The sequence below is a fragment of the Adhaeretor mobilis genome (genome assembly GCF_007741515.1).
GTDB classification, from domain to species: Bacteria; Planctomycetota; Planctomycetia; order Pirellulales; family Lacipirellulaceae; genus Adhaeretor; species Adhaeretor mobilis.
The window spans coordinates 555,402-568,817 of record NZ_CP036263.1; the positions used below are offsets into that span (position 1 = coordinate 555,402).

Below are 13,416 nucleotides of genomic sequence, written 5' to 3' on the forward strand. Positions count from 1 at the left end.
CCCACATACAGCTAAACACACTTGAGAGATAGGTCCACAACAGATATGCGAATAGAAACTCCACAAATCGCTTTGTTGATTGACTATCAATCACTAAACGACGATCTTGCCGAGCAGGCCAAACACTACATCAATTTTTTCCGCGAGATGGGAACGCTCAGCATCAAAAGAGCGTACGTTGACTCGCATGGGATCCAAGACAAGCGATTCCACTCGGTAAGTCGTGCAGCCATCGAGTTAGTGGCTTTACATTTCGAGATAGGTAGCGGCCGTGCGTCAGTGCAAGTTGCGCTGGCCGTAGATGCATTAGAGATTGCTCGGGTAAACCCTAATATTGACACCTTCATTCTCGTCGCCAAACAGGTCACACCTTATTTGTCTCTGGTTCAAAAGCTCCGCGAGCTTGGTAAGTACTGCTGCCTAGTTCAGAAGGACGATCACTGTTGGTCGCACGCAGCGGGGTACTGTGATGAGTACATCCCGATTCATCGAATTCTTCGAACTGAAAATGAAGCGGTTCCCGATAGTGTCGACAAGTTCTCACTACTAAAACGCGCGCTCCATTTGCTCGCCTTCGGGAGTCCTGTGCAGAAATCCGGCTTGAGATCCAAGATGCTGCAACTCGACCCGTCGTTTCATGAAAGCCTTTTTGGCTATCAAGCGTTCGATGAATACGTCTGGGCCGCAAAAGAAGCAGGAATCCTCGTGATCAATCAGAGCGAAGGAGGTGAAACTATCGCCCGAGTACAACGTGACAGCTAAACATGAATTCAGACAACGAGCAGCCGTCGAAATAGCGGCGATTAGCGAAAGCCTCGCTTGCAAACGACGAAGTAACGCATGAAACAGGACCCTGATCCTGACAATTCTCAAAGTTTTGCACGGACCAAACTAGGACGGATCAAGATTGATGGACAGGTACGCAGCGACTAGCGGCGATTCAACACTTAAAGGTGCCCTTTATCCGGCGGAATTTTCACGGCGACTTTCAGTAGTAGCGAGCATTTGTAAATCCTGTGTGTCGGATGCACTGGGAAAGGAGCGGTAGTTTTGAGTGAGATGACCAATCAGGGACAGGGGCTAATAGTGAACTTTGTAAAACTAGAGCAGGAAGCGCTGAGTCGCTATCCTGCCGCTCGAAGGAACTGGGGCAGAGTAACCGATACAGGGGAAGGGGCGTGGCGTGTCGGATACTGCGATGGCTCTGAAACGAGGTACTTACCGATGGTGTTTGCTCGCAAGCAAGACGCCAACTCTGCTAGAGATGCAATAGAAAAAGAGCTGGATTGGTCTGGTAGTTACAGCGAAATGGTAAAAAAGGCGCAGCGCTATGGATTGGCCAAGATACGCAAGGTCATGCTGGAAGCTTTGGCCTGGTAATTAATTTTGGGCAGTAAAGTACGGATCAAGTACACCACCAACAGGAGCAAGTATCGTGCAGGCAGGAGATTTAGTCTGCCCCCACTACAATGCGACGCAAAAGAAAAAGTTTGTCGAGGCAAATACGGCTCCCTCGTTTTGTAAGGCCCGCTTGCAAATATTGCAGAAACACATGCATCACATTCCAGACCCTGAAGACTTTGAATTGCGGACTCGAAATGATGGGCTGCGCGTTGAGGTAGCCGGGTATGCCCCGGTGGATGTGTCACTTCGCCCCACAGGATTCCGCATTAGAAAGGTAACAGCCGATTTCCGGCAACGGCGACTATTTTTTCAGTGCGGTTTGGATTGCGACTACGACTGCAGTTGTGAATGCAGATGTAAGTGCACGTCCAAATCATGCGACGGTTACTGCCACTTCAGCTTGAACGATCCGCAACAGTGGTTTCCGGTTCTCGGTGTCGCCCTGCCGGATTATCGAACCGTTCTTCATGAAGTTGCTGCCCATTGCTTTCTATATGGTCAACCTGAATCTCAGGCTGCTCCGATGAGATTGCTAGTTAAAGCACTCGGCAGAGCTATTGCAACTCACTGCGAAAGCCTGTTGGAGAAGGCAGACCCAAGAGTTCTTGCCGTGCAAAAAGGAGTGCTTCGAACTTGTCGTCGGGTGGATAATATCTTTCTGGATTCTCGCATCTATAGGAATCGCTATCTTGCCAAGGATGTGGCGACTTATCGTGCCGCCGCTGTTTCAGTCGCATTAGCTCCCCATGTCGAGTACGACCGTGCGATTGAAGACGGGAGAGGCTGGGGATCACGCTGCGCCTTACAGAATTGGGTTCTCGACGCACTGGAAAACTGGCAGGCAGTCCTTTCTCCTACGCGTAGAGCGTACCGAAGTCTGAGTCGTACTTTGATGCAACTGCCTAGCAACATTCCCATTGACTTACTCAAAGCACTATCAGCTGTCGAGCTGGAATGTCCCATTTTCGACCGTGTCGTGCTGATTGCAGTGCTGCAATCGCGGGATCACCTTTACTCTGTCTGCGCTGAGGAGCATTTGTCGCTCCGCAATGCGACAGCGATGGCGAGAGAAGCAAACGTGCGGCTGTTCATGCACGCATCCCGTTCAGACATCTATCGTGTGATGCAAATCATAGGAAATGAATTGCAATGCGAGCTCTCGCCTCGGCGGCTGGAAGATATTGGGTCCGCGGTCAGATACCTGATGGATTACCCCGATGCTCACCACGGTAGACTACAAGGACTGGCACGCAAATCAATCGAATGGCATCGAGATGGCGCCATTTACGAACTCGATAGGGACGCAAGTTCCCATCTCGATCAGTCGACGGCACGCCCACCGATTGAAATGCCAGCAGACCCCAACGTGACGTTCTTAGCAAGTATTCGAGAAATTTATCGTGAAGGGAAGGAAATGCATTCTTGTGTTGCCGGACTGGCTGATGCCGCATCAGCGGGTCGTGTCTATCTGTTCCACTGCGAGCACAACGGACACCGAGCGACTATTCAAGTTGGTCCAACGGGACAATTTGTTGAGGCTAGCGGTCCCTGCAACCAACAAAATCAAGCAAGCGCATATGGCAGAAAAGTCCTGTTAACTTGGGGTGAGAGGTTGGCTAGTAGGGATCACCGGGAACGTGTGCTGTAAATATTGACACAATGTTAGAAGGAAGTTGCCATGCTGAGCGATAGCGAAGTATTTAAAAAGGTGGACACACTACTGTCAGATCTTTCGCCAATGCGACGGGTACTGCTACTTGCGCCAGATGCGACGAGATCTTCTTCATTCGCCGGTGAAATTGCCAGTTACATCTACCACAAGCTGATAGATCGTACGGATGTCCACCTCACACCGACTGTCGGGACCCACGAGCCTGACGAAAAAGACTGGCGCTCTATCCGAGAAATGTATCGAGACATTCCAGAATCAGCGTACAAACTTCATGAACATGATGAAGTAGCTGGGCTCTACGACCTGGGTGTGCTCCCAGACGATGAGATATTAAGAATCTCAGGTGGTGAATTTGCTGCGCCGGTTCCTGTGCAAGTAAATCGCAATTTAGTGGAAGGAAACTATGACCAAGTATTTTCCATCGGTCAAGTTGTTCCCCATGAGGTGATGGGATTTGCCAACTATGACAAAAACGTTTTCATAGGAGCGGGCGGAAAGAATTTTATCGACACGTCGCATTGGATATCAGCACTATGTGGCATTGATAATGTTTTGGGCAAGATAGACAGTGCCCCACGCCAGCTATTGGATGCCGCATCTGCGTTAGCAAAGCGGGACCCCAGATTTCCCAGTGTCCACTATCTGCTTACGGTGCGGGGCCAATCTAGCGCAGGAGACATTGGAACACATGACTTTTTTTGCGGAACGTCTAAGGAGACTTTCTATCGTGCGGCCAAACTATCGCTTCGTGAGAACTGTCATGCAAGCAACCAGCCTTATCAGCAAGTCATAGTCAGACTGAACGAGAAAAAGTACCGCTCCTTCTGGCTGTCAAACAAGGCAATTTACCGCACGCGCAGAGCAATCGCCACTGGCGGAACGATCCACGTTATTGCCCCAGGGCTAGATCGCCTGGGCGAGAATGAAATACAAAGCAAGTTAATCGGCAAATACGGGTACTGCGGAACACAGGGAGTCAAGCAAATCTTGCAGATCGATCCTGAAATGCAAGCAAACGTGGGAGTTGCGGCTCACCTGATTCACGGTTCAACCGAAAATCGTTTTCATGTTCGCTACTACACACACCACTCCTCAGAACTACTATCTGCTTGCCGATTTGCAGATGGGCAATTGGGTTACTCGCTGGAAGACATCGAGACAGCCCACGAGCGATTTAGCGAACTCACCGTTGGCGAATCTTTCAACGCCGACCAACGTCGCCTCGTGATTGACGACCCTGGCCTCGGTCTGTGGATCACCAAAGCAAGTCCGTAAACGAATTGTGAGCTGCATCCTATGCCTCTCATGACTTCAACAGGTCTGAGGCATGCATATTGACGCACTAATTTCGCATGAACAGCATCTAGACGCAGCGGTGGCGCAGTGGACTAAACAGAGGCTAGAGAGCAGGTGGCCTGCCCCCTTCAACCGAACCCATAGTCTGAGCGATATTCTGCTCAGTCTTCGGCTCTCATATTGAAGGAGGGCATCCGATGTCACGAGGTAAGAAGCACACGGCAGAGCAGATGATAGGGAAGCTCGGGGAACTTCTGAGCCCGGAGCAATGACGCAGCTAGCCAGCGATTAGGGGCGTTACGGCTATCGTCGCATTACAGCGCTCTTGCGAGCTGAAGACTGGCGAGTGAATCACAAGCGCCTTGCCGATAAACTCTTCAGCATGCCCCAATCACTTGCTGAGTATTGCCAAACTATTCGAGGTTCACTGCCTCATTATGTTGTTGGCACAGTTGAACAGGACTTGCAAATCGTAGCCACTCAATTTGAAGTAGAGCATCTAGGGGAATAGTGGCTGCGTAAATCGGTCGGTCTTTTCGAAACCGTGGATTTGTTTCTGGACCAGCGTTGCTGAAATAGCTTCTTTCTCGAATTTCCATACCGGACAATTGCTGCTTTCTCTAAAACCCTTCGGGGTTTGGTTGAAACGTAAAACGCAAAAAGGTTCTCAAGATCAGAACGTCAATGGGGCTACTCGTCGAAGAATTCCCAGAGTGTGGGGTAGTCAGCGCCCTCGAAAAACATTGCGGTCATGCAGGATGAACACATGTTAAAAAACGACTCGGGTGGGATATGTGTAGCTTCAGAAATCGTGATCATGCAGACGTACCCACATCGTTGGCATGCTCGTTCAATACAGGGTTGCTCATCACTATGAATTCGAATGCTCATGGAAAGTTTTTGCCATTAGGTAGTGAACTTGTAGCACATGCGTACCTGCCTATTCTGATTTGCTTCGTGAGTCTAATTGCATATCGGGTGCTAATCCTGCAAATAACTCGGCATCGGTTGACGGGGGAGCAGCAAAGGTTCGGTTAAGTCGCCAGCGATCAACGGAGAAGGGCTGTTTGACTCCTCGATGATCGCTTGGACGAGAATCCGTAGCCGTATCTGACGGCTGGCTAGTGGCTGGACTGCAAGCGTCGTTAGATTCTCACCTATGATTCGTACGAGCTGGTCAGTCAGTGATTCGCTGGGGAGTTGCCGTAATGCACGCATGGGTGCCTCTTTTGTTACGGTTTGAGGATGTTTGATGCTTCTCGAATGTTCGACAAGAAGCTGATCACGAGCTGGTTGAGAACCTCGCCGCCTCCGCGTCGATCATTTCGACCCACGGACCGAAATCATCAGGCTCTCTGCTGGAACTAGAACTCGCTGTCGCGCCGGTCTCGGATCGTGCTTTCAGAACAATCCTGGAAGTTTGAAAGTGGCGGACGAGAAGTTGCACCCATTGCAAGCCGGCAGCGGTTGTTGTGAATCGCATGATTGTGCTCCTGAGAAAAGTGAACTGGGCGATTAGGATCGCCCTCACCTTCAAAGAGCATTTGTCAGCAAGTTTTTTCCTGGCGAGCACACTGCAAGTCATTTACCGCAACTCAGTAGCTGGAATACTCCACGGTAAAGCGGTATCTTTGTAGAGGCTCCAAACTTGGATTTTCCGCTTCGGCGTATCGATGACTACGACTACGACTCTTCCCACTCCGCTGAGCATTCACCCCGATGCGGTGCCACCGGGGCAGAGTTTCCTCGCTGAACATATTGCTAGAGAGCATGGCCGCGGTGACGACATCTTGGCGTTCGTCTCCATGCGCCAGCGGCTTCTCGCAGCATCGAACCAGCATGCCGAACAAACCGCCGACCGTCACCGAGATTTCACGCAGCTTCTTAAAAAGCATGAGCTTCTCCAGCCACTCTCTTTTTTCTACGAGGCACGTAGCGGCGCTCAACTCTATCGTCCTGTGTCTGTAGATTACGAGGAGAAGGCTGGCGGAGGAAAGTCTCTAACTGCAGTATTAGCTCATTCTGAGAACCAGGGTCAGCATTTGGTCTTGCGTGCTACTAGCGGGGCCGGCAAGACCATCGCAACCAGACGAGCATTCTTTGATTGTTTCTATGGGGTTGTTGGCGAGCCGAGCTTGCCTGGTTTCTCCCCTTGCAACTTAGATGTACCACCTTTGTTGGAGACACTGAGCGTAGATCTCCAATCGAATGATCCCCCCGACGATATCGTGTTACAACTACTTCTTACTCAAGCAAGAATCGCTGTGACGGCTTCGACACTTCGAGCAATGCAGCGTTGGTTGCAGTTTGGACCGCGACTTTTAATCTTTGTCGATCTCAATAGACTGCCGGAAGCGGCACGCAGAAGACTTGCTCGCAGCTTGGCGAGCTTCTTACAAGAGCATGCTCAGCAAGGCCATAGGCTAATCGCAACGTTTCGAACAACCCAATCACTAAAGGAGGATACAACTCTGAGTTCGTTACGACACCTCCGCACGAGCGGGCCACTGTTTGTTCCTTGCAACTTAGATCCGTTGCCATCGGAAAATGCGGAACACTACCTGAGGGCTTTCTGGGAGTACGACACTTGCCTCGCTGAGGAGTTCGCCCCGCACGGAGCAAAAGCCGTTGCTCCGCACCTAGTTGATGATCACTTGACATTAGTCAAACGATTCATTGACCGCAATGCACGGGGGAAGGAGAGCCTCGTTTCCACTCCACTATTGATGCAATTCGTCAGCGAAATCGAACCCGGAAATAGCCAGCACATCGAAACGGCAGCTGATTTGTATCGTGAGATTGTGAGGAATCACTTGGTGCGCGATCAAGCAGAATTCAACAACCAACTCCCCGATTTGCTGTTAGGTACTAAGGGTCGAACTCGTTCCCTTGTGGCTCTCACGCGTTTGGCGCTCGCGATGAGAAGCAGAGGAGTATCGCAACTTGACACAACTGTTGCTCGAAACTTATTGCAGCAGCCTCATGCGACCAACGTAGCCAGCTGGGCGCCCTCGGCTGGATTCTATGACTTGCTCAATCCTCAACGCTCGCACTGCTATGTCGAAGCAACTTACGATGAGGCTGAGATCAATTCGCTATTTCAGTTCAGCTTGCTGAGGACTAGTGAAGATGAGAGGGCCACTACTGGCGTAATCACGTTTCTGCACGACTCCATGATCGACTACTTCTGTGGTGCGGTCGCCCTTGGCGAGTACCTTTCCCCAGGATCTCCCGCGCAGGCTCGAACTCATGACGGGACGAACCCACAACGAAGCTTACCAGACGATTGGTATCAAGCTGTGCTTGACGTATTGGTGGGCGACGGAGTTGATACTCAGGGCTGGCTCAAACCGGGCGGTTTTCTCGCTGGGACGCTCTCAGCCGACGAACTGGAAAAACTTGTTCGGCAAATGCTTTTTAAGGTTAGTGAGAGCCAACACGTGGCTCTATCAAGAAAATTACTTGACGAGCGGCCTACCTCTGATTCGTCTTCATCAAGGCGACTGGAAGCATATTCCGCTGCCCTGGTGGGTCGCGTGCTTACCGATGCTCGCTACGAACCGCAACGGACGCGACAACTTATGATCGATGTCCTCATGGACCACCTAGAGACTATTCAATGACTTTGCCACCAAGTGACAATCAGGACCTCGATCGCAACGGCACCTCTTCCGCTGCCGCCACTTTGTTGGCAGATCAGGCAACAAACTCCAGCCCTTGGATCCGGCGTATTTGGGGCGTCTGCCCCTCGTTTGATTTGTCGATGTTACTACACGGGGGAGCGGTCACTTGCCTCGCCAAGTTGCCTGATGGTCGCATCGTGAGTGGGGGGTGGAGTGGTGAAGTCCTCATCTGGGATCCGATTGATGGAGAAGTGATCGAGTGCGTCAAACACGAGGATCGGATTGACGCCCTGAAGGTGCTGGAGGGGGGGCGTGTCGTCTCGGCGAGTGAGGATGGCGCGGTGAAGGTGTGGTCGCCCGAGCAGTTGACTGAAGAAGCGATCGGCCCCGAGCAAGTACCCACCGTCGTCAAGCACGAGAGTAGGATTACCGCCCTGAAGGTGCTGGAGGGGGGACGGGTCGTCTCGGCCAGTTACGATGGGGCGGTGAAGGTGTGGTCGCCCGAGCAGTTGGCAGAAGAGGGAATCGGTCCCGAGCAAGTACCCAGCATCGTCAAGCACGAGCGTTGGATTACCGCCCTGACGGTGCTGGCGGGAGGCCGGGTCGTCTCGGCGAGTGGGGATGGCGTGGTGAAGGTGTGGTCGCCCGAGCAGTTGGCTGAAGAGGGGATCGGCCCCGAGCAGGTCCATACCATCGTCAAGCACGCGGGGGGGGGTACCGCCCTGGCGGCGCTGGAGGGGGGACGGGTCGTCTCGGCCAGTTACGATGGCGTGGTGAAGGTGTGGTCGCCAGAGCAGTTGGCAGAAGAGGGAATCGGTCCCGAGCAAGTACCCAGCATCGTCAAGCATACGGGGGGGGGGGCCGCCCTGGCGGTGCTGGAGGGGGGACGGGTCGTCTCGGCGAGTCGGGATGGGGCGGTGAAAGTGTGGTCGCCCGAGCAGTTGGCTGAAGAAGCGATCGGCCCCGAGCAGGTACCCACCATCGTCCAGCACGAGGTTCGGGTTACCGCCCTGGCGGTGCAAGAGGGGGGACGGGTCGTCTCGTCCAGTGTCGATGGCGCGGTGAAGGTGTGGTCGCCCGAGCAATTGGCTGAAGAGGGTATCGGCCCCAAGCAAGTACCCAGCATCGTCAAGCACGCGGGGGGGGTTAACGCTCTGACGGTGCTGGAGGAGGGACGGGTCGTCTCGGCCAGTTACGATGGCGCGGTGAAGGTGTGGTCACCCGAGCAGTTGGCTGAAGAAGCGATCGGCCCCGAGCAAGTACCCACCATCGCCAAACACGAGCGTAGGATTACCGCTCTGACGGTGCTGGAGGGGGGACGGGTCGTCTCGGCCAGTGTCGATGGTGCGGTGAAGGTGTGGTCGCCCGAGCAGTTGGCTGAAGAGGGGATCGGCCCCAAGCAAGTACCCACCATCGTCAAGCACATGTATTGGGTTAACGCTTTGACGATGCTGGAGGGGGGACGGGTCGTCTCGGCGAGTGTCGATGGCGCGGTGAAGGTGTGGTCGCCCGAGCAGTTGGCTGAAGAGGGGATCGGCCCGGAGCAAGTACCCACCATCGTCAAGCATGCGGCGGAGGGGTCCGCCCTGGCGATGCTGGAGGGGGGACGGGTCGTCTCGGCCAGTGTCGATGGCGTGGTTAAGGTGTGGTCGCCCGAGCAGTTGGCTGAAGAAGGGATCGACCCCGAGCAGGTCCCTACCATCGTCAAGCACGAGCGTGCGATCAACGCTCTGACGGTACTGGACGGGGGACGGGTTGTCTCGGCCAGTGCCGATGGTGCGGTGGAGGTGTGGTCGGGGGAGGCAGTGATGTCCGACGTCTCAACGATTGTAAGTTTTTCTTACGATGTTATCAGTCTTATTGCGTTACAAAGAAAATACGTTATAGCGGCTGGTCGTGACCGCAAGTTGAGTTTGATCGATTTCGACACCGGCAAGGTGCTTTGCTCCTACCTAGGGGACTCGCCAGCGACCGCACTGGCGGTGTATCCAGACCGGCCCAACACATTTCTGGCCGGACTGCAAAGCGGGGCGATTATCATGCTGAGGGTTGAAAACTGGGGAGATTAGAGGCATTTACCCACGGTATGGAAAAAAATAGCCGTCAAATGCTCTTCACTTGTAGAGCGGCCCAGGAAAAGAGATAGAACCAGGTGATTAAGGAAGTTCAGCCATGTCATTTCGCTTCTTTGACCGAGATATCCACCGCATTCGGCTGCATGGAGGTCGCTGGGCAAAGCCTCCGTTTGACCTTCTGAATTCAATCCAAGAGCACCACACTTACTCCTTGTTCCGCATCGCGCAGGGGCTTTTTAAACACGAGGCCAAGCGGGATGAGACAGTTCTGCTGGTGCGATGCCATGAGGCTATGCTACGCGCTGAGATTTGGATTCAAAAAGGGTCGCTCTACTGGATGAGTGAAGAAAAAGCTAAGAGCTTGTTATCGCAAGTCGCCGATTCATTAGACGGGCCGCTGAACATAGATGAACGATTAGAGAGTGTTCGTGATCAGATAGACCTGGCATTATTACTCTCAACACGAGTCGGAATGGCGCGAGCGATACTTCGCGCGACGGGAAGCAAGAAGGGCTTAGCCAAACTGACAGGAGTAAACCAAGAGACAATCGATGCTCATCGGAAAACTCGAACCTCACTCGTAAACTCTCTAAACAACTTATGGAGTACGAACAACCCAGGCTTTCACAGTGCGGAAGCAAATATAGTCTTGTTGACGTGTCTCGGATGGGACGAATCATCTCTCGAAGGTGTTCGTGCAGACACGGGGAACAGGCGTGCCACGGCAAACCCTTCTGTTCTTGTGAATGGGAATCATAGCGAAGACGGCGAGAGTAAAGTCGAGGACAGCGAGGAGGACAGCGATGGCGCTGACCGGCAGACGCAAGTAGACCCTCTAATGGACTTGACCCAAATTGATGCTTGGAACTGGCTGCTAGACTCCACTATTTTGGGCGAGAGGAGAGAGACTCGAATACGCGAAGTATGTCGTCGCCTTGACAGGCTAACTCACAAATTTGCCGATGCCGGCTTGCGCAATGCCCTGCGCAGTTTTAAGGATAGTTACAAGAGAGACCCAAAGCAGCTTGTAGAACTAGTTGGGCAATTGCATGAACTTATCGAAAAACTGGAGACTCAACGCGACGAATCCTCTGCGAACATCCAAGAGGCGAGCTTCGCAGATTTGGGCCTCAAGGCGTATTTCGAAAGTCTACCGGAGGAGCAGGGTTTGAAGTGGCAGCACATAGAGGAGTTGCTCCGAGAGGTAACGACAGAAATGCATCCGACTACTCAGGATGAAGAGGACGAAAACAAGTGGTGGCCATTGCATAGGAGCACTGCCAAGTACCGCCTCGACATAAGTGATAATCGTGATCTGCAAAAGATCGCTGATATCCTCAGTCTAGGCAGCGTGGAAACCATATTGCTGAGATGCTATCGGGAGAGGCATCATCTGAAATCCCACGGGGCATTCGGGACCTGGGTGAGTTCGGAGACCGGGATGTCCAACAAAAAGGTTTCAGAGAGCGAAGCTTACCGCAACCTTCTGCTTGAAATTTATCGAAACGACGCGATGGTGCGAACTATTCTCGACGACTTTCTTGGACGTCTTCGCGAAGCTAACTTGCCGGGGGCAGAAGAAGGAAAGCCAAGTGCTAGGGAAGTCACGAAGTTGCTAGTCGATCTCCGTGCCTATCTAGAGGATTCGAGAAACGGTTTCAAGGACAACCTCGAGCGCATCAAGTCTGGCCACGAGTTGGACGTAGACGACGAGTCGAATTTTAATAAGAACATTAGGGTACTGATGAGCAAAGTTGAGAGACTATGCGGCTTGATAGACAAAATCTGTAATCAGGGAGGGGTTTCAGAAAAAATGCAGGACTGCATTGAAGAGACCATTGCTCGTCAAGGCACAATGCAGTTGCAGTGGGAGCGCTTGGAAGTCCAACTCAGCGATCTCAGTCCTACGGATAAACAGTTTCAGTGCTTTAGTGCTCTGAAGCACTTGCCGGAACCGTTGTCGGAAAGCGACTATTGGTGTGCAGAGAAGCATAGAAAACTCTATGAAGCGATTCTGCAGGCAATCGGGACTGAGGAGCAAGCTTCCTCCACGACTCCTACACAATTTGCGTTCTTTGAAACGTGCCTGGGTAGTCACACCAAAGAGGTCGCTGCTCAACTAAGGGAGCGATTTCCTGAGGCATTTCAAGATGAACGAGAGAAGATTGTAAATGAGTGGTATGAGTGCGAAGTTGCCCACGAATATCTGGTAGACAAAACCGAAGCTGATCCAAGTGCAGCGGAGATTGGCGAGCAACATTGGCTTCAGACTTGGCTTCAAGAAGAAAAAACTTGTACCCCAGAGACGGAGTACTTGACCAGGAGCGGGGAAGTCAAGGATTCCAAGAAAGCTGCGGCTTTGTACGCGGTCACGATGCAATACCTACAGGGATGCATACGGCAACTTCACAAAGTCGGAATCTTGAAATGAGAACAGCAGGGGGCCGCGCACTGCCTACTTTAGAGGGGTTAAGGGAAATAGCATGAGAACTAACAGGCATCCGATGTTCGCGAACGTTACGCCACCCGGGTATTGGAGACCCGAGTGTTTGGGCTCGCCCGACCTGGGTGACGGCTCGATACTCAGGTACTTCCATTCCCTGAAGTTTGCACATTGCCACGAAGCTTGGGCGGAGAGTGTCCCAGGCGAGCCGCAGGACTGGGGGCTCGGACCCAAAATGAACGAAGCTCTGCACGATCATCTAATTTCGAAGCGAACTGCGGAGCTCGAATCTCCTGCTATAGCAGAGCCGGCGCTGGTCCATGCTGCGGACGGACACGATGCTATCGTGCCGAGCTTTCTCGTCGTTGATACGCAGCGTGAATGGGGCATAGGCGATGGCAAGGCAATCGGTGATTCGCAGGTGTCGCCGCCAAGTTGGGCCTTCACTGGCTGTGGCAAAGCTCCTCTGGACCGCATTGACCATTTTGAAATGAATATACCTAGCGGTCAGACTGCCCATCGAAGGCGCGAAGCGATCGCTCTTGTCCTGACGCAACCGGTAGCCGAGGAACTCGGACGCTTAACCGGTTTGCTCGCCTCAGGTAAGGGGATCGAAAACCTGGATGACTACCCTGAGATTATCAATGCTGCTTTTGCACCTACGGCTCTCGATCCTGGCGACTTTCCCTCAAAGGCCGAAAAAAGGATTGCTGTCGGACTAGATCGGACACTTTATTTTGCTCCGGCCATTTGGAGTTCCACAAACTCTGATGGTCGGTTCGCGCATGAAATTGACTTGGATGGCGATTGTCCTGGGCTGGAATGGAACACGCTCGTTGTACTTTTTCTTGGTCCAGGGGTCGGTCCAGATCCAACGTAAGGGCGAGGTGCGATCAGCCCTGG

10 protein-coding genes and 1 pseudogene are annotated in these 13,416 nt (G+C 52.7%); 9 read left to right on the top strand and 2 right to left on the bottom strand.

Translation table 11 applies throughout. From position 1 onward, the window contains the following. The first annotated feature begins 45 nt into the window (after positions 1-45). The 5 genes and pseudogenes from HG15A2_RS02155 to HG15A2_RS25010 all read left to right on the top strand — a co-directional run. Entirely contained in the window at positions 46-762 is a 717-nt protein-coding gene (locus HG15A2_RS02155; protein ID WP_145057378.1) for an NYN domain-containing protein, read from the top strand. Between the two features lie 288 nt (positions 763-1,050). Then, positions 1,051-1,380: a hypothetical protein gene (locus tag HG15A2_RS02160; RefSeq protein ID WP_145057380.1), complete on the top strand. Its 330-nt coding sequence runs from the start codon at positions 1,051-1,053 to the stop codon at positions 1,378-1,380. Positions 1,381-1,927: 547 nt separating this feature from the next. Then, positions 1,928-3,052, top strand: a complete 1,125-nt coding sequence (locus tag HG15A2_RS02165) for a PcfJ domain-containing protein (protein WP_218932272.1) — start codon at positions 1,928-1,930, stop codon at positions 3,050-3,052. 30 nt (positions 3,053-3,082) lie between these two features. Next, positions 3,083-4,351, top strand: a complete 1,269-nt coding sequence (locus HG15A2_RS02170; protein ID WP_145057384.1) for a lactate racemase domain-containing protein — start codon at positions 3,083-3,085, stop codon at positions 4,349-4,351. A gap of 322 nt (positions 4,352-4,673) precedes the next feature. Beyond that, positions 4,674-4,883, top strand: a pseudogene (locus HG15A2_RS25010) (hypothetical protein); the annotation flags it as partial. Positions 4,884-5,353: 470 nt separating this feature from the next. Here the strand turns inward: HG15A2_RS25010 and HG15A2_RS02180 are convergent. Together HG15A2_RS02180 and HG15A2_RS02185 are read right to left on the bottom strand one after the other, a co-directional pair. Further along, positions 5,354-5,590, bottom strand: a complete 237-nt coding sequence (locus HG15A2_RS02180) for a hypothetical protein (RefSeq protein WP_145057386.1) — start codon at positions 5,588-5,590, stop codon at positions 5,354-5,356. 64 nt (positions 5,591-5,654) lie between these two features. Further along, positions 5,655-5,855 carry a hypothetical protein gene (locus tag HG15A2_RS02185; RefSeq protein WP_145057388.1) on the bottom strand — a complete coding sequence of 67 codons (201 nt, stop codon included), beginning with the start codon at positions 5,853-5,855 and terminating at the stop codon, positions 5,655-5,657. A gap of 190 nt (positions 5,856-6,045) precedes the next feature. Between HG15A2_RS02185 and HG15A2_RS02190 the strand changes: the two genes are divergently transcribed. The 4 genes from HG15A2_RS02190 to HG15A2_RS02205 all read left to right on the top strand — a co-directional run bounded on the left by HG15A2_RS02190 (position 6,046) and on the right by HG15A2_RS02205 (position 13,393). Further along, complete coding sequence (locus HG15A2_RS02190; RefSeq protein ID WP_145057390.1) at positions 6,046-7,995, top strand: NACHT domain-containing protein; 1,950 nt, start codon at positions 6,046-6,048, stop codon at positions 7,993-7,995. Further along, a complete protein-coding gene (locus HG15A2_RS02195; RefSeq protein WP_145057392.1) occupies positions 7,992-10,064 on the top strand; it encodes a WD40 repeat domain-containing protein in 2,073 nt (690 codons plus the stop codon). The genes HG15A2_RS02190 and HG15A2_RS02195 overlap by 4 nt, the downstream gene beginning before the upstream one ends. A gap of 103 nt (positions 10,065-10,167) precedes the next feature. Continuing rightward, complete coding sequence (locus HG15A2_RS02200; RefSeq protein ID WP_145057394.1) at positions 10,168-12,501, top strand: hypothetical protein; 2,334 nt, start codon at positions 10,168-10,170, stop codon at positions 12,499-12,501. A 52-nt stretch (positions 12,502-12,553) separates the two neighbouring features. Further along, positions 12,554-13,393: a hypothetical protein gene (locus tag HG15A2_RS02205; protein WP_145057396.1), complete on the top strand. Its 840-nt coding sequence runs from the start codon at positions 12,554-12,556 to the stop codon at positions 13,391-13,393. The last annotated feature ends 23 nt before the right edge of the window (positions 13,394-13,416 follow it).

What these genes read in the sequence shown, in the direction of transcription:
- HG15A2_RS02155 (WP_145057378.1), top strand. Translation starts at nt 46, where the DNA reads ATGCGAATAGAAACTCCACAAATCGCTTTGTTGATTGACTATCAATCA.
- HG15A2_RS02165 (WP_218932272.1), top strand. Translation starts at nt 1,928, where the DNA reads ATGAGATTGCTAGTTAAAGCACTCGGCAGAGCTATTGCAACTCACTGC.
- HG15A2_RS02170 (WP_145057384.1), top strand. Translation starts at nt 3,083, where the DNA reads ATGCTGAGCGATAGCGAAGTATTTAAAAAGGTGGACACACTACTGTCA.
- HG15A2_RS02180 (WP_145057386.1), bottom strand. Translation starts at nt 5,590, where the DNA reads ATGCGTGCATTACGGCAACTCCCCAGCGAATCACTGACTGACCAGCTC.
- HG15A2_RS02185 (WP_145057388.1), bottom strand. Translation starts at nt 5,855, where the DNA reads ATGCGATTCACAACAACCGCTGCCGGCTTGCAATGGGTGCAACTTCTC.
- HG15A2_RS02190 (WP_145057390.1), top strand. Translation starts at nt 6,046, where the DNA reads ATGACTACGACTACGACTCTTCCCACTCCGCTGAGCATTCACCCCGAT.
- HG15A2_RS02195 (WP_145057392.1), top strand. Translation starts at nt 7,992, where the DNA reads ATGACTTTGCCACCAAGTGACAATCAGGACCTCGATCGCAACGGCACC.
- HG15A2_RS02200 (WP_145057394.1), top strand. Translation starts at nt 10,168, where the DNA reads ATGTCATTTCGCTTCTTTGACCGAGATATCCACCGCATTCGGCTGCAT.
- HG15A2_RS02205 (WP_145057396.1), top strand. Translation starts at nt 12,554, where the DNA reads ATGAGAACTAACAGGCATCCGATGTTCGCGAACGTTACGCCACCCGGG.